Below are 24,014 nucleotides of genomic sequence, written 5' to 3' on the forward strand. Positions count from 1 at the left end.
GGCGCGCCGCGCCGGGTGAGGGGTGCTGACATCATCGTCCGCGCCCGCCCCGATGTCCATACGAAAACCAGCTGGTCATACCAGTTTGTGACGTAAGCGTCAGGCGAAGCACCGATTTTTGTGGTTTGATATCAGCCACTTACCGAGGCAAGGCCGAGCCGCGCAAGCGTCGACCGCGCATGGTCATACCACTGGTGCGGAGATTGCATGCACGCGGAAATCGAAGAAAAGCCCCGTCAGGTGGCCGATGAAGTCGCCGAACGGATAGAGCGCCTGATCCTGGATGGCGTGCTCAAGGCGGGACAGGCCCTGCCGTCCGAGCGGCGCCTGACCGAAAAGCTGGGCGTGTCGCGCACGGCGCTGCGCGAGGGCCTGAAGCTACTGCGCGCGCGCGAGATCATCCACACCGCGCAAGGCAAGGGCTCGTTCGTGGCGCAAATCTCGAAGGTGGACGCCGGCCCGCTGATGCATCTGTTCAATTCGCAGCCGCGCACGCTGTATGACCTGCTGGAAGTGCGGTCGTTGCTGGAGGCCGAATCGGCGCGGCTGGCGGCCATTCGCGGAACCGAGGCGGATTTCATCATGATCCGGCGCCGATATGACGAGATGGTGTCCGCGCAGGGCGCCGCGACCGACACTGCCACGCACGCGCATCTGGATCACGCCTTTCATCTGGCGATCTGCGAGGCCTCGCACAATCCCGTGCTGGTGCATACGCTGCAATCGCTGACGGATCTGCTGCTGGGGTCGGTGTTCGCCTGCGTGAACAACCTGTATCACCGCGAACCGGAAAAGCGGCAGATCGACCGGCAGCACACGCGGCTTTTCAATGCCGTGATCGGGCGCCAGCCCGAGCAGGCCCGCAAGGCGGCGGCGGACCATGTGGATAGCGTGCGCCAGAGCCTGGCGGACATCGAGCAGGAAGAACAGCGCTTGGTGCGTGCGACGCTGCGCCTGGAAGGCTGGACGTAACGCCGCACGCACGAAAGCGGGGGGCGCGCGTGCGGCCCCGGAACCGCTAGCGGTCGGCTACCGCGCAGCCGGCCAGCGCCAGGGGCTTGCCCGCATAGATGCGGCCGAAGCGGTTGGTGAGCAGCGCGTCCAGACCAATGGCCTCTTGTCCCACAAAGCCCTGCTGCGCCAGCACCCCGTGCGCCACCAGATCGAGCGCGGCGCAGATGCCGGCAGCGGTGGACAGCTGGATCGCGCTGAGCCGATGGCCGTCCACCTCGGCGCCGAACACGCGGATCGGATACGACTCTTCTTCCAGGCGGCCATGCCGATAGCCGGAGGCCGATGCCTGGATGACGATCACGTCCTGCTCGGTGGTGGGGATGGCCGACTCGAAGATGTCCTTGAGCAGATCGCGGCGATCGCGCAGGCGCAGGTCATTGAGCAGCAGCTTCATGATGCTGCAATGACCGGGATAGCGCACCGACTTGTAGTCGACGTTGCGGGCGCGGCCCAGCAGCGTGGCGGGCAGGGTGCCCAGGCCGCCCGAGGTGTTGAAGGCCTCGTATTCGACGCCGTCCAGCGCAAAGGTTTCGTAGCCTTCCAATGCGGACACGCTGGTCAATTGTCCGTCGACGATGGCCTCGCACGGATTGCAGTATTCGTTGATGAGCCCTTCGGTGCTCCACGTCAGGTTGTAGCGCAGGCTGTTGGAGGGATAGCGCGGCAGTGCGCCGACCCGCATCCGCAGGTCCAGCAGGGTGTCGAAGCGGCGCGCCAGCGCATTGCCGACGATGCCGATGAAGCCGGGCGCCAGGCCGCATTGCGGCATGAGCACGCTGCGCGCTTCGCTGGCCAGCGCCTGGATCGCATGCGTGCTGGCGACGTCTTCGGTGAGGTCGAAGTAATGCACGCCGGCCTTGGCACATAGGCCCGCCACCGCGACTGCGCGATGAAAGGGCAGCGCATTGACCACGGCGTAAGCGCCTTCAATGCAGCGGGCCACGCCGGCGTCGTCGCTTACCTGTCGCGTTTCGCAGCCCAGTTCAGCCAGCACGGCAAGGCGGCCAGCGTCCTGGTCCGCGACCAGAACCGAATAATCGCCGCTGCGTTCCAGCATCAGCGCGATCGCGAAACCGATTTTTCCGGCGCCCAGCAGAACGATGGGTTTGGTGTGCGTGGACATGATGCTGCTCCTGCAATGAGAGGGAAGGGAAGTGGCCTCAATCCTATGCGGGAGTGCTGTCGATTTGTAGCAGCAAAAATGTCGAATCGGTTTTAAGTAACGTCGTTATGACTTATTTATCTGTCGAAACGTCAAACAAAAAGCCCTCTGGCTTGTGGCCAGAGGGCTGCCTGGTTGTGATTCACGGCCGGCGCGGCCCGTGGATCAGCTGCCCAGGTGGGGGGGATAGTCCATGTTGCCGAAGGTCACCAGGCCTTCGGTCTTGGCTTGCGCCAGTTGCGATTCAACTTGGGCGCGGGTCAGCGTCGAGGCGGAAGCCGAAGCCGCGACGGGCGGGTAGTCCATGTTGCCGAAGGTGACCTGGCCGGCGTTCTTGGCCTGGGCCAGTTCAGCTTGCACTTGCTGCGAGGTCAGGCTGCTGCGCTGGGCGATGGGGGCGGGGTAGCCTTCTTCGCCAAAGGTGTATTGGCCCGAAACCTTGGCTTGTTGCAGCTCGGCTTGAACCTGAGCGCGGGTGGTGGCTTGGTCGGCTTCGGCGGCTTGGGCGCCGGCGGCCAGAACGGACATGGACAACATCAATGCGGTAGCAAGGGTTTTCATGGCAGACCTCCGAGTCTTGTGAGCTTGGGATTCGAGCCTCAGACCTGATTGCCTGGGCTCGCTTGCTGTGTCCCGATGAGAGGCATTCTGTGCCTAAACAACCCTGGGATAAACCCTTATTCCTTGAAAACATCTTTCCATAATCATGGCTAATCGACATGGATTGTCCATGTTGGCGCCATGGGTGGCGATATTTCCATGGGATGACGTGTCAGATTTCCGGCAGCGCGCCGGGGGCTGGCGGGTGCAGCGAAGACAGGGGGAGGGGGGCCAGAAGTCGGCCAGAAGGAGATGGCCGGAAGTCGGCCGGAAGGAGGTGGCCAGCGCGGCGAGCCGCCCTGGCCAGCAGACTGCGGCGGATCAGCGGTTCAGATCGGCCAGTGCGTCGTTGTATTCGGCCTGCGCTTCTTCGAGTTTGCGCTGGGCCTTGTCGATCTTGTCCTGTTTGCCCTTGGCCTTGGCCTCTTTCAGCTCCTGCTCGCGCTCAGTGACCTTGGATTGCTTCTCGCGCACGTCGGCCTCGCGCTGCGATTGCAGGCGGCTGTCGGTGCAGCTTGCCTTGGCCTCGGACAGCGCCTTGCGCAGACCCGCCTCGCGGCGTGTGTTGTTCTGCGCCTGCGCGGCGGCGATGTCGTTTTCGATGTGGCAGAACTTGGCCGCGCAACCGCGCAGCGGTGCGCAGTCGGTGGCGGCCTGCGCCGGCAATGCGGCAAAGAGGGCGCACGCGGCGGCGGCGACAGTCAGGGATTTGAACGATGCGGGCATGCGGTGACTCCGTGACGTGGGCGGAAAGGCCATCATCGCCCGCGCGCGGCAATCCCGCAAACAGGCGGGCCGAAGCGGCAAACGCCACGGCCGGGCGCCGTGGCGTTTGCTGGGGATCAGCGGATCAGCGCACCCGCCAGCGCGGCCACGACAAGCAGCGCGCCCAGCCACAGGTTGGCGCGAAAGAGCATGAAGTTACGATCGGGGCGCTGAATGTCGAAGACTTTCAATTGCCACGCGAGGTGCGCCGCCACGGCGATCATGCCCACCTGATAGGCCCACGACAGGCCCATCGCATGCCCGCCCCAGGCCCACAACAGCACCGTGCCCACGTAGAAACCGCCGATCCAGAGCTTGCCCTGGTCGCCAAAGCGCATGGCGGTCGAGTGCAGGCCCAGGCTGCGATCGTCGCGCACGTCCACGTAGGCGTAGATGCTGTCGTAGCCTACCTGCCACAGCACGGCGCCCATCCACATGGCGATGGCGGCAAGCGGCACATGGTTCTGCGTGTCCGACCAGGCCATGAGCATGCCCCAGTTAAAGCAGATGCCCAGCACGACCTGCGGCCAGTACGTGACGCGCTTGCACAGCGGATAGATGAAGACGAAGGGCAGGACCGCCACGGCCAGCCAGCGGCTCATGTCGTTCAGGAAAAAGAGCAGCGAGCCGCAGACCAGCAGCTGGCCGAGCAGGAACCAGATGGCGTTCTTCATCGTCAGCTGGCCGCTGGTCAGCGGACGGAAGCGCGTGCGTTCGACGTGCTTGTCGAAGTTGCGGTCGCACATGTCGTTGACGGTGCAGCCGATGCCGCGCATGAGCAACGCGCCCAGCGAGAACACGATGAGGCGTTTGAAGTCGGGCAGGCCGCCCGCGGCCTGGACCAGCGCGGCGATCGCCGGCAGCAGGGTCAGCCAGGTGCCGATGGGGCGGTCCAGGCGGCACAGGCGGGCATAGGGACGCCATGACTTCGGAAGCCAGCGTTCGACCCAGTCGGTGAAGACGATGTCACTGAGGTCGGCGGGGGAAGGTTGCGAAGCGCTCACTGTCTCGGTCAAAAGAGGTCGGGAAAGCCGACAGCATAAAACAACGGCCGGGCGCTGCGCCCGGCCGATCGGTGATCAACGCATCCGCGCCGCCCCTTCGGGGACGGCCGCGGACGTTGTCATTCCGCCTTCAGCAGCTTGCCCAGGATGGCGATGCCGGTGCGGATCTTGTCTTCCGGCACGGTCGCGAAACTGAGGCGCAGCGTGTTGCGCTTGCCTTCGCCGCTGTAGAACGGCGCGCCGGGCACGAAGGCCACGTTCTGCGCGATGGCTTTTTCGAGCAGCTTGGTGCTGTCGATGTGCTCGGGCAGCGTCAGCCAGATGAACATGCCGCCTTCCGGCTTGGTCCAGGTGACGGTGGACGGGAATTCCTTCTGGATGGCGTCCAGCATGCAGCTGCCCTGCGCGCGGTAGATCTCGCGCACGTTCGGCAGATGTTCGGCCAGGAAGCCGTCCTTGACGATTTCGTACACGGCCATCTGGGTCAGCGTGGGCGTGTGCAGGTCCGTGGCCTGCTTGGCCTGCACCAGCTTGTTGATCAGGGCGCGGCCGCCAACGATGTAGCCCAGGCGCAGGCCCGGCGCCAGCACCTTGGAGAACGTGCCCAGGCGGACGACGTTCGCGCCGTATTCCTTGGCAAGCGCGATCAGGCCGGGCTGCGGCTCGCCGGCGTAACGCAGTTCGCCGTAGGGATCGTCCTCGACGATGGTCAGGCCCAGTTCGGCGGCGCGCTTGACCAGCGCGATGCGGCGTTCCAGGTTGAGCGTGCGGCCCGTCGGGTTCTGGAAGTTGGGCAGGGCGTACAGGAAGCGGGCGCCTTCGGCCAGTTCGGGCGTGATCGCTTCGGGGATCAGGCCGCCTTCGTCGGTGGGCACCGGCACGAAGTTCGGCTGGTACAGGCTGAACGATTGCAGCGCGCCCAGATAGCTCGGGTCTTCGACCAGCACCTTGCTGTCCTTGTCGATGAGCACCTTGCCCAGCAGATCCAGCGCCTGCTGCGAGCCGGAGACGATGAGGACCTGGTCGGGGGCGACGTCGGCGCCGGACGCGGTCAGTTCATCGGCGACCCACTTGCGCAGGGGCGCATAACCTTCGGTGGGGCCGTATTGCAGGGCCGCGCGGCCGTTGGTGGACAGGACCTTGTCGAATGCCGCACGCACCACTTCTACCGGAAAGCCGCCGGGCGCGGGCAGACCGCCTGCGAACGAAATGACTTCGGGGCGCTCGGTGACCTTGAGAATCTCGCGGATGGCGGAGCTGGTGAGTTGCAGGGCGCGTTCCGAAAAGGAAAACGCAGGTTCGATAGGCTTGTCCATGGAGTGCTTCTTGATCAAGAAGGGTGGGTCGGGTGATACGGTTGACAACAAAGTATTGTCCCATACGGTAACAGCCCGGCCCCTTTATCGGGGGGAACCCCTAAAATCACCTGCATCGATAACCGCCTGTACAGTTACATTCCATGTTCGAAGCCGCTCCCATCGTCGCCGAGTCCAAAGCCGCCCTGTATGCCGAACTGGCCGTCCAGGCGCGTGCGCTGCTGCAAGGCGAGCCCGACCGCATCGCCAACGCCGCGAACCTGAGCGCGCTGGCGTTCCAGGCCCTGCCCGAACTGAACTGGGTGGGGTTTTATTTCTTCGACGGCACGGAACTGGTGCTGGGCCCCTTCCAGGGCAAGCCCGCCTGCGTGCGCATTCCGCTTGATCGCGGCGTCTGCGGCGCGGCGGCCAGCCAGCGCCAGACGCAGCTCGTGCCGGACGTGCATGCCTTCCCCGGCCACATCGCCTGCGACGCGGCTTCGCGTTCGGAAATCGTGGTGCCGCTGGTGCACCGGGGCGAACTGATTGGCGTGTGGGACGTGGACAGCCCCGTGCCGGACCGCTTCGACGAAGACGACCGCAAGGGCATGGAAGCGCTGTGCCAGGTGTTCCTCGCGACGCTCGGCTGATTGCCCTCCCGCGGCCACCGGATTCGGCCGGAAATGCCTGTCGTTGACACCGCCGCGCCCGCCCGGTAGATTGCTGCATCCGCCGCCTATCGCGTCCCCGCTCATTCATGATTCATCAGGCCCACCAGACTGCTAGCCACCTCCGCGCCCTTGGCGTGGTGCTGGCTGCCGCCGGCCTGAAATCCAAAAAACAGCCGCTCATCTGACCGGAGCATGCTGTTCCGTCAGATGGGCGACGGAACAGCGGCCTGCCGGCAGCGCTTTGGCGCACCCGCGCGCACCCCCACTGATATCCCGAGCACTTCTGTACGGTCCCCCAACGGTCCATACGAAGGAGTGTTCTCATGCAATCGAATCAATCTCTGTTCCAGGGTGTCTGGGTGCCCCTGGTCACGCCGTTTTCGGGCGGCCATGTCGACGGCGGAGCCCTGCGCCGCCTCGTGCGTCACTATCTGGCGGCGGGCGTGGACGGCCTGGTCGTGTGTGGCAGCACCGGCGAGGCGGCGGCCCTGGACGATGCCGAGCAGCTCGCCGTGCTGGACGCGGTGCTGGCCGAAGCCGGCCCGCTGCCCATCGTGATGGGACTGGCCGGCAATCACCAGGGCCATGTGCTGCAGCGGCTGTCGGCCTTCGGCACGCGGCCGCTGGCCGGCATCCTGGCGCCCGCGCCGTATTACGTGCGCGCGGGCCAGGAAGGCGCCGCCGCCTACTTCCGCTGCCTGGCCGATGCCTCGCGGTTTCCGCTGGTGCTCTACGACATTCCGTACCGGACCGGCACCACGCTGGACACGTCCACGCTGCTGACGCTGGCGGCGCACCCGAATATCGCCGCCATCAAGGACTGCGGCGGATCCCTGGAAAAGACGGTGGCGCTGATTGCCGATGGTCAGATGAACGTGCTGGCGGGCGAAGACCTGCAGTCGCTGTCCGCAATGTGCCTGGGGGCCACAGGCATGATCGCTGCCGCCGCGCACGTGCGTCCCGATCTTTTCGTGGGCATGCACCGCGCGGTGCGGGCGCAGCGGCTTGACGAAGCCAGGACCCTGTTTCATGCGTTGGCGCCGGTGATCCGGCTGACGTTCGGCGAGCCGAATCCGGGGCCGCTGAAGGCGCAACTTGCCCGCCAGGGGCTGCTGTCGAACGAATTGCGTCTGCCCATGTTGCCGGCCAGCGCGGCGCTCGCGGCGCAGCTGGATGCCGCGGTGGATGCGCTGGATCGTCGGTTTCCGGCGGGTGGACCGGCGCTGCGCGCGGCATGAGCGCTTTGTGGCGTCCGGATTCAATTGGTAATACTTGCCCTACCGGGAAGCTGACGGATTGCTTATGATGCGGCCATTCTTCGGGGTGAAACAAAACCTTCATGGGCCAAGCTTTTGAAGCCTTGTCCGCCTGGCAGGTCATGCTGGCGGGGCTGCTCTTTTTCGGCGGCATCTACCTGGTCTTTGGCGCGGCCACTTGGCTGCTGACGCGGCACATCCTGCCGGCCCTTGGCCTGGGCCGGCCGCTCGATCCGCGGCCCCTGGCGCCGGGACAGCTGCGGCGCGAGCTGGCGCAGTCGGGTCTGTCGATCCTGCTGTTCGGCACCGGCATGATCTTCCCGTGGGGCCTCTTGCAACTGGGTTGGGCGCGCCTTGACCCGGACGCGAGCTGGCAGCAGATCGTGCTGGAAATCCTGGCGCTCGTGGCCTGGAACGACGTGCATTTCTGGATCAACCACCGGCTGCTGCATACGCGGCTGCTGCGCCGCTTTCACCTGCCGCACCACCGTTCGGTCGTGACCACGCCGTTCTCGACCTACAGCTTTCATCCCATCGAGGCGCTGATGCTGGGCAACGTGATCCTCTTGCCGATGGTGGTGCATGATTTCAGCTTCTGGTCGCTGCTGTCGGTGCCGCTGTTCAGCCTGTTCTTCAATTGCATCGGTCACGCCAACTACGATTTCTTTCCCAAGGTGTCGTACGCGCACTGGTTTGCCGCCAGCCGCCGGCACCATCTGCACCATGCCTGCTACAACGGCAACTACGGCTTCCAGTTCACCTTCATGGATCGCCTGTTCCGCACGCGGCTGGGGGCGGACGCCGCCGAACGCCAGTTGCAGGCGCACCGCCAGCGCGAGTCCGGCGCGGGCCTGCGAGGCTCCGCATAGTGGCGCCAAGCTTGGGCCCGCGGCGCACGCTCCCCGCGCTGCGCAATCGGCGCGATTGGCAGAGCCTGGCCTACCTGGCCGCGCTGCCCCTGCTTGCCGGCTGGCAGTGGTTCCACGGGTTCTGGTGGCCGGCCTACGCGCTGATGCTGTTCCTGACGCTGGGCATCGGCGTCATCCATCACAATCACACGCACTTGAGGATGTGGCGCGGCCGCCGCGCCAACCGCGTCACCGATTTCTGGATCACATTGCTGCAGGGCCATCCGACGTTCGTGTTCTACCCGGCCCACGTCGCCAATCACCACCGCTTCAAGCACGGCGCGCGCGATGTGGCGCGCACCTATCGGTTTGGCGGCGATACCAACCATCTGTGGGGCTACCTCATCCATCCGGTGCAGGCGGCCTGGGTGCTGTATCCGTTGTTCTTTGCGTGGCTGGGCCGGTTGCGCCGGCACTGGCCAGGCGCCTGGCGCTATTGCATGGCGCAGTACGGCGCGTGGCTGGGCCTGTGGGCCGGTCTCATCGCCGTGAATCCTGCCAAGGCGCTGGTGTTCGTGATCGTGCCGCAGCTTCACGGCCTGCATTGGCTGCTGGCCACCAACTATCTGCAGCACGCGCACGCGGACGGCGGGCCGCGGCAGGTGGCGGGCCTGAACTATGCGCGCAATTTCGAGGGGCTGGTCAATCCGCTGCTCTTTAACATCGGCCTGCACACTGCGCACCACGAGCACCCGCGCGCGCACTGGTCCGAACTGACCCGCCTGCATCGCGACCACTACCGCGGCCGCGTGCGCGCCGAATTGAATGAGCGCGGCCTCGCGCCCTACATGTTCCGCGTGTTCGTGCTGGGCGCCTTCGTCCCCAGGTTTCGCAGCCGTTCCTGCATGGCGCCCGAGCACGTCCGCTAGCGCCGCACTCCCCCTTTTTCAACCAGAGATCCGTCATGCCCATTGCGTTTCATCGTGTCTACCTGGAGAGCGCCGGTTATTTCATGCCTGGCGAGCCCGTGTCCAACGAGGCCATGGATGACTACATCGCCCCGCTGAACCGCATGTCCAGCCGGATCAAGACCCGCATCCTGGCCGAGAACGGCATCAAGCAGCGCCATTACGCCATCGACCCCGAGGGCACGACCGTGTTTTCCAATGCGCAGCTGGCGGCCAACGCCATCCGCGATTGCCTGCGGCGCCACGACTCCGACCTGTCGGCCATATCGATGCTGGCCAGCGGTTCGTCCGGGGGCGATGCGCTGATGCCGGGGTTTTCCAACATGATCCAGGGCGAGCTGGCCGCGCCGCCCATGGAAACGCTGTCGGTGCATGGCATCTGCGCCGCGGGTGTGTCGGCGATCCAGGCGGCCGCGCAAGGCGTGGAACTGGGCGCGCATGCCAGCGCGCTGGCGGTCGCCAGCGAATTGCCGTCGCGCCTGTTCAAGCGCTCGCGCTTTGCCGCGCGCGGCTACGACGCGGACTTCGACGCGCACTTCCTGCGCTGGATGCTGTCGGACGGGGCCGGCGCGGTGTTGCTGGGCAACAGCGGACGGCCGCTGCCCGGCGCCTCGCAGGGCGTGCGGCTGCGCCTGAAGTGGGTGCATCAGCGCTCGTTCTCGGGCGACTATCCCGTCTGCATGCAGCTCGGGCTGTCCGCCGACCGGAGCAAGGGGCATCTGGACTACCCCTCGTGGAACGAGGCTGAAACCGACGGTGCGCTGTCGCTGCGCCAGGACATCCGCCTTTTGCCGCATCTGTTCGACATCGGCATCCACGAGTACGCCAAGCTGGTGCGCGACGGATGGGTGGATCCGGACCAGGTCGATCATTTCCTGTGCCATTACTCGTCCGAGAAATTCATTCCCGTTGTGGAAGACCTGATGGAGAAGGCCGGGCTGGTTATCCCGCGCGAGCGCTGGTTCAGCAACCTGGCGTGGCGCGGCAACACGGGCGCGGCATCCATCATGATCATGCTGGCCGAGTTCCTGGAAACGCGGGAGGTCAAGCCGGGCGAGCAGATCTTCTGCTACATCCCCGAATCCGGACGTTTCATGGCGGCCTACATGCTGCTGGAAGCCGAAGCGGTGCACGCAACGCCCGCAGTGGCTGCCGGTGCACCCGTCGCGGCCGCGCGCGAGGATGCGGGGTCCGCCGATGCCGACGCGATCGCGCCGCCGCATGATCCCGACATGGCGCCGCAGGGCCTGGGACAACTGTTGACCGAGCTGGCGGCGATCTGGCACGACTACCGCTCGCGCGTATGGCGCACGCCGGTGATCCGGCGTCTGCGCAACCGGCAGTTCCAGACCGCGGACTACCTGGCGTGGATGGAGAACTGGATTCCGCAGGTGCGCGAAGGCAGTAAGTGGATGCGCGAGGGCGCCGCGTCGCTGTCCGAGCAATACGCGCCGCTGGCCGCGCTGATCGACATGCACGCGGGCGAGGAGCAGAACGACTTCCAGATCCTGTTCCAGGACTATCGCAACGCCGGCGGCGCGGTGGACAGCATCGACGCCTTGCGCCGCAATCCGGGCGGCGAAGCGCTGAACGCCTATCTGCACAGCCTGGCCGCCACGCGCGACCCCATCGGTCTGTTGGGCGCGATCTACATCATCGAAGGCACGGGGCAACGCATCGTGCCTGCGCTCTTGCCGCTGCTCAAGGCCAGCCTGAAACTGCCGCCCGACGCCTTCCGCTTCCTGGAATACCACGGCCACAACGATGAGCACCATCTGGCGCGGTGGCTGTCGGCGGTGGAACTGGCGCTCGATTGCGACGAGGATGGGCGCGCCGAACAGCGCATTGTCGACACCGCGCGCCGTACGGCGGCGCTTTACCTGATGCAGTTTCATCATGTGATGGAGGCGGACGCGGCATGAAGAAGGAACCCGAATTCCTTGCCCGGGAACACGATCCGGCAGACCCCAGCCCCTGGCTGGCCCTTTACCTGGATCGCAGCACGCCGCTGCCGGACAAGGTCAAGAAAGCGTGGCTGACGGATTCCAGCTGCGCGTCGCGGCAATACCTGCTGCCGTTCCTGCGGCCGATCGCGCGCGCCTTCATCATCCTGATCCAGATCGTCAAGACGTTCCTGCCGCGCCGCTGGTCGCATTCGCGGCTGCTGCACCGCATCCTGGCCTGGGGCTTGAAGCGGTTCGTGTCGCCCGAGGCGAACTGGCTGATTTTGCGGCACTTCCATCTGGGGGCGCAGGCGCTGTCGTTCATCGCCGCGAACTCGCCGGTGCCCATCAGCACGACGCCGCTTGAGCCGATGACGATCGACGATCTGAAGGACGACCTGTTCGTCAAGCACGACCTGAACCTCTTTAACTTCGTCATCCGGCTGAACCAGGCGCTGCGCGACGCGGGCGTGGAGATGCATGCCCCGCAGACGGTGGACTATTCGATGCTGCGCGATCCGCCGATCCGGCTGGAGGACATGCCGCAGGGCAAGCTGAACTTCCTGGACCTGCAAAGCGCCATCGAGCTGTTCACGCCGCTTTACCAGCTTTTGCTGACCGACAACGATTTCTGGCGCGCGGCCAATTCGCTTCAGCTTGACGAGACCGTGGGCATCTATGCGGCCAAGCTGCTGGGGGCCCCGCAGCACCTCATCCTGGTCAACAACAACCATCCGCTGGTGCCGATGTCCACGCTGCGCGCGGGCTACCGGCTGGTGCTGCACGGGCTTTCGACGGAAATGCTGCACAGCCTGCTGATGGAGATGAAGGCGGCGCAGGCGGGCGCCGAGCCGCCGGCCCCGATCGCGTAGAAAAGGCGGCAGGGATCAGTGTTGACCCTGCGTTACACCGGCCGGGCGCTGGGCTATATTGCGACGCTTGTCCGACAAGCCCGGCGGCGCCCGTAGCCGCCCGGCACCCTAGGAAATGCCGCAAATGCCTCAGACGCTAGAGGTCATCGCCACCATCCTGTTCGCCGTGGCGGTCCTCCATACTTTCTCGGTTCCCTTCTTCGCGCGGCTTGCGCATCGAGGGGGGCCGCACGCGGGCTTCTGGCATCTGTTCTCCGAGGTCGAGGCCGTCTTCGGCGTCTGGGCGTTCGCGCTGATCGTGACCATGGCCGCGCTGGCCGGGCCGGCGACCGCCATCGACTACATGGACACGCGCAACTTCACGGAGCCGCTGTTCGTCTTCGTCATCATGGTCGTGGCGGCCAGCCGGCCGATTCTTGAGCTGGTGGGGCTGCTGGTGCGCATCGTTGCGCGAGCCCTGCCCATGCCGCGCGAGCTGTCCACCTTCTTCGTCGTGATGGCCATGGTGCCGCTGGGCGGCTCGTTCATCACCGAACCGGCCGCGATGACGCTGGCCGCGATCCTGCTGCGCGACGCCTACTTCCGCAGCAGCGGCCGGGCCGGTTTCAAGTACCTGACGCTTGGCGTGCTGTTCGTGAACGTGTCCATCGGCGGCGTGCTGACGTCCTACGCGGCGCCGCCCGTCCTGATGGTGGCGGGCACGTTCGGCTGGGATTCGGCGTTCATGCTCCAGCACTTCGGCTGGCGCGCGGCGCTGGCGGTCTGCCTCAATGCGGGGCTGCTGACGTTCATCTGCCGCAAGGCGCTGCTGGAAGGCGCGGTGGGCACGCGTGGCGGCGTCGATGCGCCGGATGGCGCGGGCAAGCGCGCGCCGGTGCCGGCCATCGTGATCGCGGTGCACCTGGTGTTCCTCATCGCCATCGTGCTGACTGCGCATCATCCGGCCATTTTCCTGGGCCTGTTGATGATGTTCATCGGGTTCTCCGAGGCCTACAAGCGCCACCAGGACCGCCTGATGATCAAGGAGGGCCTGATGGTGGGCTTCTTCCTGGCCGGACTCGTGGTGCTGGGCGGACTGCAGAAATGGTGGCTGCAGGACCTCTTGGGAGGGCTGGAGCCTTTCGTCCTGTTCTGGGGCGCGACCGCGCTCACGGCCATTACCGACAACGCGGCGCTCACCTACCTGGGTTCGCTCGTGGAGGGCACCAGCGAGGCCTGGCGTTACATGCTGGTTGCCGGCGCCGTCACGGGCGGCGGGCTGACGGTGATCGCCAATGCGCCGAACCCGGCCGGCTTCGCGATCCTGAAGAACCATTTCCCGGACGGCAGCATCTCGTCCGGGCGCCTGTTCCTGTGCGCCCTGGGACCGACCCTGGTGGCGGCCGTGATGTTCCTGCTGCCCGTGTAGCGAGCCGCCCGCCTGCCCGGGCGGTCTGCCCCCCGGGCGCGGCCCGGGGCCTGCAGGCCGGGCCGGACTCCGACGCTTTATGAAAAACCGCTAAAATTCAAGACTTTCCCGTATTTTTCTAGCCTGGCCCAGCGGCCGCGCCCCGCGCCCGCGCGCGGCGGCAGGCCGATTTTGATATGCCCGGCTTTTCGCCTGGGAGTCCTCGATGCCCATCTATGCCTACAAGTGCAGCGCCTGCGGCCATGCCAAAGACGTCTTGCAGAAGATCTCTGACGCGCCGCTTTCGGAATGCCCCGAATGCGGTCAAAGCACGTTCTCCAAGCAGGTGACCGCGGCTGGATTCCAGCTCAAGGGCTCTGGCTGGTATGTCACGGACTTCCGTGGCAACGGCAGCGGCGGCAGCCAGGGCGCAGCGCCCGCGGGCGCGTCAGCCCCGGCTGAAAGCGCCGCATCCGCCGCCGCGCCTGCCGCGGCGCCGGCAGCCACGCCCGCCCCGGCGGCGCCTGCTGCCGGCAGCGCCGCCTCCTAGAGCGCTCGCGATGCGAATGCGCGTCATCAAGAAGTACTTCATCACCGGGCTGTTGATCTGGGTTCCCCTGGTCATCACGGTGTGGGTACTGGGGCTGCTGGTCGCCACCCTGGAAGGGTTCGTGCCTGGCTTTCTGTCCTCCGAATCGCTGTTCGGCCTGGACATTCCCGGTTTCCGCTTCGTCCTGGTGATCGCGGTGGTGCTTCTGACGGGCGTGTTCGCCGCCAACCTGATCGGCCGCACGATGGTCGACCAGTGGGAAAGCCTGCTGGGCCGCATCCCGCTCGTGCGCTCCATCTACAACTCGGTCAAGCAGGTCAGCGATACCGTGCTTGCCCCCAACGGACAGGCGTTTCGCCGCGCGGTGCTGGTGCAGTATCCGCGCGCGGGGGCCTGGACCATCGCTTTCGTCACCGGCACGCCCAGCGGTGAAGTGGCCGACAGCCTGCCTGGCGACCACATCAGCGTGTACGTGCCGACGACGCCCAACCCCACGTCCGGCTTTTTCCTGATGGTGCCTCGCGCCGAGGTGATCGACCTTCAGATGAGCGTGGACGCGGCCCTGAAGTACATCGTTTCCATGGGCGTAGTCGCCCCGGCCCCGGCGGCAACGCCCGTGGTCCGGCCGGCTGCGCTCTCTCCGGCGCCGGGCGTGCAGGACGCACCCCGCGCCGATTCGTAACCCTTAAACACCAAGCACACAACGGAGTCATCCCGCATGCGTACCTGCTACACCGGCCAGGTTTGCCGTGACCATCTCGGCCAGACCGTCACCCTGTACGGCTGGGTGAACCGCCGCCGCGACCACGGCGGGGTCATCTTCATCGACCTGCGCGACCGCGCGGGCCTGGCGCAGATCGTGTTCGATCCGGACAACGCCGCTTTCGCCACCGCCGAGCGCCTGCGCAATGAATTCTGCATCCGCGTCACCGGCCTGGTGCGCGAGCGTCCGGCGGGCACGGCCAACGCCGAACTGGCCTCCGGCGAAGTCGAAGTGCTCTGCAAGGAAGTCGAGATCCTGAACGCGTCGGTCACCCCGCCGTTCCAGCTGGACGACGACAACCTGTCGGAAACCACCCGCCTCACGCACCGCGTGCTGGACTTGCGCCGCCCGCAGATGCAGCGCAACCTGATGCTGCGCTACCGCGTGTCCATCGAAACCCGCAAGTTCCTGGACGAGCTGGGCTTCATCGACATCGAAACCCCGATGCTGGCCAAGAGCACGCCGGAAGGCGCGCGCGACTACCTGGTGCCCTCGCGCGTGAACGCCGGCCACTTCTTCGCGCTGCCGCAGTCGCCCCAGCTGTTCAAGCAGATGCTGATGGTGTCGGGCTTTGACCGTTACTACCAGATCACCAAGTGCTTCCGCGACGAAGACCTGCGTGCCGACCGTCAGCCGGAATTCACCCAGATCGATTGCGAAACCTCGTTCCTGAACGAGATCGAAATCCGCGAGATCTTCGAGAACCTGATCCGCCACGTGTTCAAGGTGGTGCAGGGCGTCGACCTGCCGTCGCCGTTCCCGATCATGCCCTGGACCGAAGCGATGCGCCGCTACGGCTCGGACAAGCCGGACCTGCGCGTCCAACTCGAGTTCACCGACATCACCGACGTGATGCGCGACGTGGACTTCAAGGTGTTTGCCGCCGCCGCCACGGCGCCCGGCAGCCGTGTGGTCGCCCTGCGCGTGCCGGGCGGCGCCGAGATGTCGCGCAGCGAGATCGACGCCTACACGCAGTTCGTCGGCATCTACGGCGCCAAGGGCCTGGCCTACATCAAGGTCAACGAAGTGGCCAAGGGCCGTGATGGCCTGCAATCGCCCATCGTCAAGAACCTGCACGACGCCGCGCTGGCTGAACTGGTCAAGCGCACCGGCGCCCAGGACGGCGACATCATCTTCTTTGGCGCGGACCGCGAGAAGGTCGTCAACGACGCCATCGGCGCGCTGCGCGTGAAGATCGGCCACAGCGAATTCGGCAAGAAGACGGGTCTGTTCACGGCCGGCTGGAAGCCGCTGTGGGTGGTCGACTTCCCGATGTTCGAATACGACGAGGAAGACGGCCGCTACACCGCCGCCCACCACCCGTTCACCAGCCCCAAGGACGGCCACGAAGACTTCCTGGAATCCGATCCCAGCAAGGCGTTCGCCAAGGCCTACGACATGGTGCTGAACGGCTGGGAAATCGGTGGCGGCTCGGTCCGTATCCACCGCGAGGAAGTGCAGAGCAAGGTGTTCCGCGCGCTGAAGATCGGCGCCGAGGAAGCCCGCGAGAAGTTCGGCTACCTGCTGGACGCGCTGCAGTATGGCGCGCCTCCGCACGGCGGCATCGCCTTCGGCCTGGACCGCATCGTCACCATGATGACCGGCGCCGAGTCGATCCGCGACGTGATCGCCTTCCCGAAGACGCAGCGCGCCCAGGATCTGCTGACGCAAGCGCCCTCGGAAGTCGACGAGAAGCAACTGCGCGAGCTGCACATCCGCCTGCGCAACGTCGAAAAGGCGTAATCACTTCCGAAGCGTCCTTGGCGCTTCGGAAGCGGGTGTCTGACACCCAGGTGCGGGGCTCTCGGATTGAAGGGCCTCTCGCGCGGGTGTCAGACACCGGTGCCGAGCTCACGCTGTCTCAAAGATGGGACGGCCGGCTGAAATGGAGTAATCTGGCTAACGCCGCCAACCACGGCGGCGGCTGGCCAGAGGACCTTCCGGGACCCGGCCGGCAGTTCCCAAGATTTGAAAGGCGCCATTGCTTCCATGTCGCTCATCCGAGTCGTCAGCTACAACATACACAAGGGCCGTTCGGCACTAGGCCGGCGCGACTCCCTGAATGAACTTCGCCTGGGCCTGTATGGCCTGCGCCCAGATCTGGTCTTCCTGCAGGAAGTCCAGGGCCGCAACGAGCATAAGTCGCTGCTCGACGCGCAGCACGAATCCCTTGCCGCGGCCTTGCGGCTGGATGTGGCCTACGGCCGCAACGCCGTGCGCCATGCCACCGATCATGGCAACGCGCTGCTCTCGCGCTATCCCATCATCGACCACGAAAATCTCGACATTTCCGATCACCGTCTCGAGCAGCGTGGACTTCTGCACGCGCGCGTCGAGGTCGGGGATCGTGCCGTGCATTGCTTCGTGGTGCATCTGGGCCTGTTCGCCGGCAGCCGCAGCCGCCAGATCCTGGCGCTGACCGAGCGCATCAAGCGCATGGTGCCCGATGGCGAGCCCATCCTGATCGCCGGCGATTTCAACGACTGGAACGACAGGCTGGCGCCGATGTTCGTGCAGCAGCTCGGGTTGTACGAAGTGTTCTCGCATGCCCCGCGCAGCCATGGCGGCGATTTGCCGCGCCTGCGCGACTCGGTCAAGCGGTTGTCCAACGCCTTGCGCGGATTGCCCAATAGCGGCGTCTCGGTCATGGAGCGGACTAACCAGCTTGGCATGGGGGGAAGTTCGTTGCTCGCTCCGCCGCCGCGAACGTTCCCGGCGGTGTTTCCCTGGTTCCGCCTGGACCGCATCTACCAGCGCGGCTTCGCGGTGCGCAGCGCCCGCGTGCTGCGCGGCCGCGAATGGGCCAAGCTGTCCGATCACTCCCCCTTGCTCGCGGAGCTGGAACTCCCGTGAAGGACGAGCAGGACAGGCTGGAATGGGTGCCGGGCAACGATATCCGTCTGCTCCAGAATGGCGCCGACTTCTTTCCCGCGCTGTGCGCGGCGATCGATGCCGCCACCGTGAGCGTGCATCTGGAAACCTACATCTTCATGATCGACCGCACCGGCGCGAAGGTGCTGGAGTGCCTGGCGGCGGCCGCGCGCCGTGGCGTGAAGGTGCGCGTGGTGCTGGATGGGTTTGGCAGCGCCTTGCATGGCGAGCGCGTGCGGGTCGCGCTGACCAATGCAGGCGCGCAGTGCCGCATCTTCCGGCCTGAGCCGCGCTGGTTTGCGCGGTACGTGCCGTCGCGCAGCCGCCTGCGGCGCCTGCATCGCAAGGTCACGATCATCGATGGCCGCATGGCGTTCATCGGCGGCATCAACGTCATCGACGACTACGACGATCTGGATCCGACCGACGGCCTGACGGGACCGCGGTTCGATTTCGCCGTGCAGGTCGAAGGCCCGCTGGTCACGCAGGCGGCCCACGCGCAGGAACTGTTGTGGGTGCGCCTGAACTGGGCGCGTCTGCGGCGCCATCCGCGCGACTGGCATCGCCTGCAGCTGCTCAAGCCGCGCGACGTTCCCGCGCCGCCAGGCGGCATGCTGCGTGCCGCGCTGGTGCTGCGCGACAACCTGCGCTTTCGGCGCACGTTCGAGCGCGCCTATCTGTTCGGCATTTCGCGCGCGCGCCGCGACATCCTGATCGCCAATGCCTATTTCTTTCCCGGCGTGCGCTTTCGCCGCGCGCTGGCCAAGGCCGCGGCCCGCGGCGTGCGGGTGCGCCTGCTCTTGCAGGGCAAGGTCGAGTACCGGATGCAGTACCACGCCACGCGTTCGCTGTACGACAAGCTTTTGCGCGACGGCATCGAGATCTACGAGTACATGCCGGGTTACCTGCACGCCAAGGTCGCGGTGATCGACAACGTGGCCACCGTGGGCTCGTCCAACCTGGACCCCTTCAGCCTGCTGCTGGCGCGCGAGGCCAACGTCGTGGTCGACAGCCAGCCGTTCGCGTGGGACCTGCAAGAACGCCTGGAAACCGCCATCCGCGAGGGCGGGCGCTTCATCCGGCCGCTGGACTATCAGCGCCGGGGATTCGTGCGGCGTTGGATCGACGCGGCGTCCTACGCGCTCTTGCGGATCGGCGTGGCGTTCACGGGAACGTCGGACAAATACTGAGCACGGGCGCACCCCGTCGCGGCAGTAAACTACCCGCTTTGGAGGCCTGCCCTCCGATCAGGCACAACGCAATGAGCATTCTCGTCACCGGAGGCGCCGGGTTCATCGGATCCAACTTCGTGCTGGATTGGCTGGCGCTTGGCGATGAGACGGTCGTCAATCTGGACAAGCTGACCTACGCCGGCAACCGCGCCAATCTGGGTAGCCTGGCGCACGACGCGCGCCATGTGCTGGTCGTGGCGGACATCGCCGACACGCATCGGGTGACCGAGGTGCTGCGCCAGCATCGTCCGCGCGCCATCATCAATTTTGCCGCCGAAACCCATGTCGACCGTTCGATCGCGGGCGCTGGCAATTTCGTCAGGACCAACGTCGGCGGCACGTTCGGTTTGCTGGAAGCCGCCCGCACGTTCTGGAGTGAACTGGACGGCGCCGCGCGCGATGCATTCCGGTTCCTGCATGTGTCGACGGACGAGGTCTACGGCTCGCTGGCGCCATCCGATCCGGGCTTTACCGAAACCAGCCCCTACCAGCCCAACAATCCCTACGCCGCCAGCAAGGCGGGCGGGGACCATCTGGTGCGCGCGTGGGCGCAGACCTACGGACTGCCGGTGCTCATGACGCACTGTTCGAACAATTTCGGCCCCCGGCAGTTTCCCGAAAAGCTGATTCCCCTGATGATCCATCACGCGCTGGCGGGCAAGCCACTGCCCGTTTACGGAGATGGCCTGCACGCGCGCGACTGGCTGTATGTCGCCGACCATTGCGACGGCTTGCGCAAGGTGCTGGAACGCGGCCGGCCCGGCGAAACCTACAACCTGGGCGCGGGTAACGAGCGCACCACGCTGCAGGTCGTCGAGGCGGTGTGCGCCTTGCTGGATGTCTTGCGGCCGCGGCCCGATGGCAGGCCGTACCGCGGCCTGATCGCGCTGGTCGCCGACCGGCCCGGCCACGATCGCCGCTACGCCATCGATGCGCACAAGGCGCGGCAGGCGTTGGGTTGGCAGCCCGCCGAAACGTTTGCCTCGGGCCTGGAAAAGACCGTCCGGTGGTATCTGGATCATCCGCAGTGGCTGCGTGATGGGGCAGGGCACGCGCGCCCGGCCGAAGGAGATGCGCCATGACGGCAACGGGCGCGCGCAAGGGGATCATCCTGGCGGGCGGGTCGGGCACGCGGCTGCATCCCGCGACGCTGGCGGTCAGCAAGCAGCTCATGCCCGTCTACGACAAACCCATGATCTATTACCCGCTCACCACGCTGATGCTGGCCGGCATACGCGAGATCCTGATCATCTCCACCCCCGACGACCTGCCGCGGTTCCGGCAGTTGCTGGGCGACGGCGGGCAATGGGGCCTGTCGCTGGAATACGCGGTGCAGCCGGCGCCCGAAGGCCTGGCGCAGGCGTTTCTGATCGGGGCGGACTTCATCGGGCAGGCGCCCTGCGCGCTGGTGCTGGGCGACAACCTTTTCTACGGGCACGATTTTCACCAGCTGCTTGCCGGCGCCATGGCGCGTCAGGCGGGCGCCACCATCTTTGCCTATCATGTCCAGGATCCGCAACGCTACGGCGTGGTCGAGTTCGACGCGCACGGCAACGCGCTGCGTATCGAGGAAAAGCCCGCGTCGCCCAAATCGAACTACGCAGTGACTGGACTGTATTTCTACGACAATCGGGTGATCGACCTGGCGCGCCAGATCCGTCCGTCCGCGCGCAACGAGCTGGAAATCACCGACGTGAATCAGGCGTACCTGGAACTCGGGGCGCTCAACGTCGAAATCATGGGACGAGGGCATGCGTGGCTGGATACGGGCACGCACGATAGCCTGCTCGATGCATCGCAGTTCATCGCGACGCTTGAACGCCGGCAAGGCTTGAAGGTGGCATGCCCTGAAGAGATCGCATTCCGTAAGCGCTGGATCGACGCGGCGCAACTGGAAACGCTGGCCCGTCCGCTGGTCAAAAGCGGCTATGGCCAGTACCTGATGAACCTGCTTACCCGGCTGCCTCATTGATGCGCGTGACGCCCTTGTCCATACCCGAGGTCCTGCGCATCGATCCCGTGATGCACCAGGACGACCGCGGCTATTTCGTCGAGACCTATGTGCAATCGGTCTTTGACGCGGTAGCCGGCCGGCCGGTCCGCTTTCTGCAGGATAACCAGTCGCACTCGCGGCGCCATGTCCTGCGCGGCCTGCATTATCAGACGCTGCAACCGCAGGGCAAGCTGGTGCGCGTCACGGAAGGCGAGATCTTCGATGTCGCGGTCGATATGCGGGAAGGATCGCCCACGTTCGGCCAATGGACGAGCGAGATCCTGTCGTCGGAGAACCTGCGCCAGCTCTGGGTGCCCGAAGGCTTTGCGCACGGATTCCTGGTGCTGTCCGAATACGCCAATGTGGTCTACAAGACGACCGCGCCGTACCTGCCGGCGCATCAGCAATGCGTGATGTGGAATGACCCGGCGATTGCGATTGCCTGGCCGGTGCAGGCCGAGCCGATATTGTCCGACAACGACCGGCGAGGTCTTGCCCTGGCGCAAGCGCCGCGGATGGCGCCGGCCTGACCGGGCGTTCAGCGGGGACGCTTCATTCCGACCAGTCCCAACGCCAGCGCGGTGCCGACAAGAATGATGCCCGCGCCCGCGAGGATGGGCGCGGTGATGGCTTCGTCCAGGAACCACGCGCCCCAGACCACCCCGAAGATGGGAACCAGGAACGTGACACTGACCGCGCCGGTCGGGCCCACGTTGGCGATCAGCCGGAAGAACACGATGTACGCGGCGCCGGTGCACACGACGGCAAGCAGGACCGTCGCGCCCCAGGCCTCCCAGGACACCGGCTGTTGCGGCCAGGTGGCCACGGCCGCGGGCAGCAGGACCAATGCCGCCGACACCATGCTGCCCGTTGCGCTGGTCAAGGGGTCCACTCCTGTCAGGAACCGCTTCGTCCAGTTTGCGGCAACGCCGTAGAAGACGGGCGCGGAGACGGCGGCGAGCACGGCAAAGCCCGTGCCGCCGGATTGGAAGTCGAGCTTGTCCCAGACCAGCACCACGATGCCGGACAGACCGATCAGCAGTCCCAGCGAGCGCGTCCACGGCAACCGGTCTTTCAGCCACAGCCAGCCGATCACGGCGCCCCACACTGGCGTCACGGCGTTGGCGACGGACAAAAAGCCCGCGCCCAACGACTGGGCGGCGTACGCGTAAAGCAGGAAGGGCAGCGCGGCATTCAAGGTGCCGACCACGAGAATGGCTTTCCAGCGGCGCGCGATCAAGGGCAGCTTGTTGCGCCAGATCGCGGCGGGCAGGAGAAAGAGCGCGGCCAGTCCCACGCGCAGTTCGATGAGCGCCACCGGCCCGAACTCCGGCACGGCGACACGCATGAAAAGAAAAGAGCCGCCCCAGACGGCGGCTAGAATCAACAGGTCCTGCAGATCGCGGCGTTGCATGTTCAGCTCTGAATCAACCGTGGCTGCGGCTCGTGACCAGGTTTCTCATCTTCACCCGGTGCGCCAGCACCGCGCACGTGAGGGAGAGGAAAATACACAGGATCAGGCCGGTGCGCACGCCCGAGAGCACCGTGCTGTGGGAAATCAGGATGCCGACCACGGCGGTGCCCAGCGCGCTGCCGATGGCGCGCGTCGTCTGCACCAGCGCCGAGGCGACGCCCACGTCGCGCCGTTCGCTGAGCATCTGCATGAAAAGCGTCAGGTTGGGCAGCAGAAAGCCCAGTGCACAGCCGTTGACGAAGAATGCGCCAAGAATCCACCACGCCGACGTGCCTGGCGAAATCAGCAGCACCATCAGCGATCCGGCCGCCAGCAGGACGCCGCCGAACACCATCAGGCGCTGCGGTTCGGTCTGCTTGGGAAACATCCGGCCGTTGATGATGCTGCCCACCGAGATCGCGGCCACCAGCGGCGTCAGCAGCAGTCCCGCCTGGCTGGGCGTGTAGCCCAGCACCTGTTGCAGCAGCAGCGGGCTGTAGAAGATCAGGATGAACATCACCGCGCCGACCATCATCGCCGCCACGTTCAGCAGGCGCGGTTCGCGACCCGAGAGCACGCGCAGCGGGAAGATGGGTGACTTCACGCGGCGCTCGGTGGGAATCAGGATGGCGATGGCGGCGGCGCCGACCAGCGCCAGCGTCAGCCCAAGGATCGGGTGCGCGTGTTCGCCGCTGGCAAAGGCTAGCTCCAGCGCGGCCAGCGGCGCGCCCACGGCCAGCACGAGCAGGATGGCGCCAAGCCAGTCGATCTTGCGGCTGCCGTCATGGATGGGCCGGATGCGCGGGAAATAACGCGCCAGGAGGAAAAAGGCGCCCGCGGCCGCGATGGGCGAGATGAAGAACGCGGCGCGCCATCCCAGGGCCTGCGTGGCCGCGCCGCCCAGCACTGGACCGATGCCGCTGGCCATGGCGAAAGCGGCGGACACCAGCGCCATCCATCTGACCCGCTGCTTGGCGTCGGGAAACAGGTCCGCCGGCGCGGCAAAGGCGGTGGCGATCATCATGCCGCCGCCCACCCCCTGCAGGGTGCGGAACACGATCAGCTGCGTCATGGACTGCGCCAGGCCACAGGCAATGGAGCCAAGCGCGATGATGAGCACCGACACCAGCATCAGGGGCTTGCGGCCAAACATGTCGCCAAGCCGGCCGAAGATCAGGATGGAAGCCGCCGTGGCAAGCAGATAGCCCGTGCCGACCCAGGCGTACAGCGCCATGCCGTTCAGGGCCTCGGCCACGCGCGGCAGCGTGGTGCTGATGATGGTGGAATCCAGGGCGGCAAGCACAACGGTGGCCGACACCCCCGCCATCGCCATCAGCAAGTCCCGTCTTGAACGTGCGGGATCAGTG

The 24,014-nt window shown here is 66.0% G+C and carries 23 protein-coding genes; 16 read left to right on the top strand and 7 right to left on the bottom strand.

Annotated elements, in window-relative coordinates:
- Positions 1–207 precede the first annotated feature (207 nt).
- Positions 208–972: a transcriptional regulator GlcC gene (gene glcC / locus KVT32_RS13825; protein WP_056327127.1), complete on the top strand. Its 765-nt coding sequence runs from the start codon at positions 208–210 to the stop codon at positions 970–972.
- A gap of 46 nt (positions 973–1,018) precedes the next feature.
- Here glcC and KVT32_RS13830 read toward each other — a convergent pair whose 3' ends face one another.
- The 5 genes from KVT32_RS13830 to KVT32_RS13850 form a co-directional block, all read right to left on the bottom strand.
- The gene (locus tag KVT32_RS13830) at positions 1,019–2,137 is read right to left on the bottom strand and encodes a saccharopine dehydrogenase family protein (RefSeq protein WP_152382982.1); all 1,119 of its coding nucleotides are present in this window, start codon (positions 2,135–2,137) and stop codon (positions 1,019–1,021) included.
- Between the two features lie 204 nt (positions 2,138–2,341).
- The gene (locus KVT32_RS13835; RefSeq protein WP_082586414.1) at positions 2,342–2,737 is read right to left on the bottom strand and encodes a DUF4148 domain-containing protein; all 396 of its coding nucleotides are present in this window, start codon (positions 2,735–2,737) and stop codon (positions 2,342–2,344) included.
- A 360-nt stretch (positions 2,738–3,097) separates the two neighbouring features.
- The gene (locus tag KVT32_RS13840; protein ID WP_152382981.1) at positions 3,098–3,502 is read right to left on the bottom strand and encodes a DUF1090 domain-containing protein; all 405 of its coding nucleotides are present in this window, start codon (positions 3,500–3,502) and stop codon (positions 3,098–3,100) included.
- 116 nt (positions 3,503–3,618) lie between these two features.
- Positions 3,619–4,545 carry a 4-hydroxybenzoate octaprenyltransferase gene (gene ubiA / locus KVT32_RS13845; RefSeq protein WP_152382980.1) on the bottom strand — a complete coding sequence of 309 codons (927 nt, stop codon included), beginning with the start codon at positions 4,543–4,545 and terminating at the stop codon, positions 3,619–3,621.
- 119 nt (positions 4,546–4,664) lie between these two features.
- The gene (locus KVT32_RS13850) at positions 4,665–5,861 is read right to left on the bottom strand and encodes a PLP-dependent aminotransferase family protein (protein WP_152382979.1); all 1,197 of its coding nucleotides are present in this window, start codon (positions 5,859–5,861) and stop codon (positions 4,665–4,667) included.
- A 143-nt stretch (positions 5,862–6,004) separates the two neighbouring features.
- On the opposite strand from KVT32_RS13850, the gene KVT32_RS13855 reads away from it, so the two are divergent.
- From KVT32_RS13855 to rfbC, 15 genes are all read left to right on the top strand, one after another.
- Positions 6,005–6,490 (top strand): GAF domain-containing protein, encoded by a 486-nt coding sequence (locus tag KVT32_RS13855; RefSeq protein WP_142052253.1) that lies wholly within the window; start codon positions 6,005–6,007, stop codon positions 6,488–6,490.
- Between the two features lie 344 nt (positions 6,491–6,834).
- Complete coding sequence (gene dapA, locus KVT32_RS13860; protein WP_217618375.1) at positions 6,835–7,749, top strand: 4-hydroxy-tetrahydrodipicolinate synthase; 915 nt, start codon at positions 6,835–6,837, stop codon at positions 7,747–7,749.
- Between the two features lie 101 nt (positions 7,750–7,850).
- On the top strand, positions 7,851–8,636 hold the full coding sequence (locus tag KVT32_RS13865) for a sterol desaturase family protein (protein WP_056327145.1): 786 nt from the start codon (positions 7,851–7,853) through the stop codon (positions 8,634–8,636).
- Positions 8,636–9,544 (top strand): fatty acid desaturase, encoded by a 909-nt coding sequence (locus tag KVT32_RS13870; RefSeq protein ID WP_152382976.1) that lies wholly within the window; start codon positions 8,636–8,638, stop codon positions 9,542–9,544. Before KVT32_RS13865 ends, KVT32_RS13870 begins: the two co-directional genes overlap by 1 nt.
- Positions 9,545–9,579: 35 nt before the next feature.
- Positions 9,580–11,505 (top strand): iron-containing redox enzyme family protein, encoded by a 1,926-nt coding sequence (locus tag KVT32_RS13875; RefSeq protein WP_217618376.1) that lies wholly within the window; start codon positions 9,580–9,582, stop codon positions 11,503–11,505.
- Positions 11,502–12,398 carry a hypothetical protein gene (locus KVT32_RS13880; protein ID WP_056327150.1) on the top strand — a complete coding sequence of 299 codons (897 nt, stop codon included), beginning with the start codon at positions 11,502–11,504 and terminating at the stop codon, positions 12,396–12,398. Before KVT32_RS13875 ends, KVT32_RS13880 begins: the two co-directional genes overlap by 4 nt.
- A 124-nt stretch (positions 12,399–12,522) precedes the next feature.
- Positions 12,523–13,806 carry a putative Na+/H+ antiporter gene (locus KVT32_RS13885; RefSeq protein ID WP_217618377.1) on the top strand — a complete coding sequence of 428 codons (1,284 nt, stop codon included), beginning with the start codon at positions 12,523–12,525 and terminating at the stop codon, positions 13,804–13,806.
- 205 nt (positions 13,807–14,011) lie between these two features.
- Positions 14,012–14,335, top strand: a complete 324-nt coding sequence (locus KVT32_RS13890; protein WP_056327154.1) for an FmdB family zinc ribbon protein — start codon at positions 14,012–14,014, stop codon at positions 14,333–14,335.
- Positions 14,336–14,351: 16 nt separating this feature from the next.
- Positions 14,352–15,017: a DUF502 domain-containing protein gene (locus KVT32_RS13895; protein WP_370638990.1), complete on the top strand. Its 666-nt coding sequence runs from the start codon at positions 14,352–14,354 to the stop codon at positions 15,015–15,017.
- A gap of 36 nt (positions 15,018–15,053) precedes the next feature.
- Entirely contained in the window at positions 15,054–16,841 is a 1,788-nt protein-coding gene (gene aspS / locus KVT32_RS13900) for an aspartate--tRNA ligase (protein ID WP_056327158.1), read from the top strand.
- Positions 16,842–17,087: 246 nt separating this feature from the next.
- On the top strand, positions 17,088–17,951 hold the full coding sequence (locus KVT32_RS13905) for an endonuclease/exonuclease/phosphatase family protein (protein ID WP_056327159.1): 864 nt from the start codon (positions 17,088–17,090) through the stop codon (positions 17,949–17,951).
- Positions 17,897–19,159 carry a cardiolipin synthase ClsB gene (gene clsB, locus KVT32_RS13910; protein ID WP_254636879.1) on the top strand — a complete coding sequence of 421 codons (1,263 nt, stop codon included), beginning with the start codon at positions 17,897–17,899 and terminating at the stop codon, positions 19,157–19,159. The genes KVT32_RS13905 and clsB overlap by 55 nt, the downstream gene beginning before the upstream one ends.
- 71 nt (positions 19,160–19,230) lie before the next feature.
- A complete protein-coding gene (gene rfbB / locus KVT32_RS13915) occupies positions 19,231–20,283 on the top strand; it encodes a dTDP-glucose 4,6-dehydratase (RefSeq protein WP_152382971.1) in 1,053 nt (350 codons plus the stop codon).
- Entirely contained in the window at positions 20,280–21,173 is an 894-nt protein-coding gene (rfbA, locus tag KVT32_RS13920; protein ID WP_142052271.1) for a glucose-1-phosphate thymidylyltransferase RfbA, read from the top strand. The genes rfbB and rfbA overlap by 4 nt, the downstream gene beginning before the upstream one ends.
- Positions 21,174–21,178: 5 nt before the next feature.
- On the top strand, positions 21,179–21,724 hold the full coding sequence (gene rfbC / locus KVT32_RS13925) for a dTDP-4-dehydrorhamnose 3,5-epimerase (protein WP_338077656.1): 546 nt from the start codon (positions 21,179–21,181) through the stop codon (positions 21,722–21,724).
- Between the two features lie 8 nt (positions 21,725–21,732).
- Here the strand turns inward: rfbC and KVT32_RS13930 are convergent, their stop codons facing one another.
- On the bottom strand, positions 21,733–22,608 hold the full coding sequence (locus KVT32_RS13930; RefSeq protein WP_056327168.1) for a DMT family transporter: 876 nt from the start codon (positions 22,606–22,608) through the stop codon (positions 21,733–21,735).
- Positions 22,609–22,621: 13 nt separating this feature from the next.
- Positions 22,622–23,980, bottom strand: a complete 1,359-nt coding sequence (locus KVT32_RS13935; RefSeq protein ID WP_193725339.1) for an MFS transporter — start codon at positions 23,978–23,980, stop codon at positions 22,622–22,624.
- Between the last annotated feature and the right edge of the window lie 34 nt (positions 23,981–24,014).

Source organism: Achromobacter sp. GbtcB20 (genome assembly GCF_019091095.1).
GTDB classification, from domain to species: domain Bacteria; phylum Pseudomonadota; class Gammaproteobacteria; order Burkholderiales; family Burkholderiaceae_B; genus Achromobacter; species Achromobacter mucicolens.

Coding starts and splice junctions, on each gene's coding strand:
- glcC (WP_056327127.1), top strand. CDS start 208: ATGCACGCGGAAATCGAAGAAAAGCCCCGTCAGGTGGCCGATGAAGTC.
- KVT32_RS13830 (WP_152382982.1), bottom strand. CDS start 2,137: ATGTCCACGCACACCAAACCCATCGTTCTGCTGGGCGCCGGAAAAATC.
- KVT32_RS13835 (WP_082586414.1), bottom strand. CDS start 2,737: ATGAAAACCCTTGCTACCGCATTGATGTTGTCCATGTCCGTTCTGGCC.
- KVT32_RS13840 (WP_152382981.1), bottom strand. CDS start 3,502: ATGCCCGCATCGTTCAAATCCCTGACTGTCGCCGCCGCCGCGTGCGCC.
- KVT32_RS13850 (WP_152382979.1), bottom strand. CDS start 5,861: ATGGACAAGCCTATCGAACCTGCGTTTTCCTTTTCGGAACGCGCCCTG.
- KVT32_RS13855 (WP_142052253.1), top strand. CDS start 6,005: ATGTTCGAAGCCGCTCCCATCGTCGCCGAGTCCAAAGCCGCCCTGTAT.
- dapA (WP_217618375.1), top strand. CDS start 6,835: ATGCAATCGAATCAATCTCTGTTCCAGGGTGTCTGGGTGCCCCTGGTC.
- KVT32_RS13865 (WP_056327145.1), top strand. CDS start 7,851: ATGGGCCAAGCTTTTGAAGCCTTGTCCGCCTGGCAGGTCATGCTGGCG.
- KVT32_RS13875 (WP_217618376.1), top strand. CDS start 9,580: ATGCCCATTGCGTTTCATCGTGTCTACCTGGAGAGCGCCGGTTATTTC.
- KVT32_RS13880 (WP_056327150.1), top strand. CDS start 11,502: ATGAAGAAGGAACCCGAATTCCTTGCCCGGGAACACGATCCGGCAGAC.
- KVT32_RS13885 (WP_217618377.1), top strand. CDS start 12,523: ATGCCTCAGACGCTAGAGGTCATCGCCACCATCCTGTTCGCCGTGGCG.
- KVT32_RS13890 (WP_056327154.1), top strand. CDS start 14,012: ATGCCCATCTATGCCTACAAGTGCAGCGCCTGCGGCCATGCCAAAGAC.
- KVT32_RS13895 (WP_370638990.1), top strand. CDS start 14,352: ATGCGCGTCATCAAGAAGTACTTCATCACCGGGCTGTTGATCTGGGTT.
- aspS (WP_056327158.1), top strand. CDS start 15,054: ATGCGTACCTGCTACACCGGCCAGGTTTGCCGTGACCATCTCGGCCAG.
- KVT32_RS13905 (WP_056327159.1), top strand. CDS start 17,088: ATGTCGCTCATCCGAGTCGTCAGCTACAACATACACAAGGGCCGTTCG.
- clsB (WP_254636879.1), top strand. CDS start 17,897: ATGGGCCAAGCTGTCCGATCACTCCCCCTTGCTCGCGGAGCTGGAACT.
- rfbB (WP_152382971.1), top strand. CDS start 19,231: ATGAGCATTCTCGTCACCGGAGGCGCCGGGTTCATCGGATCCAACTTC.
- rfbA (WP_142052271.1), top strand. CDS start 20,280: ATGACGGCAACGGGCGCGCGCAAGGGGATCATCCTGGCGGGCGGGTCG.
- KVT32_RS13930 (WP_056327168.1), bottom strand. CDS start 22,608: ATGCAACGCCGCGATCTGCAGGACCTGTTGATTCTAGCCGCCGTCTGG.
- KVT32_RS13935 (WP_193725339.1), bottom strand. CDS start 23,980: ATGGCGATGGCGGGGGTGTCGGCCACCGTTGTGCTTGCCGCCCTGGAT.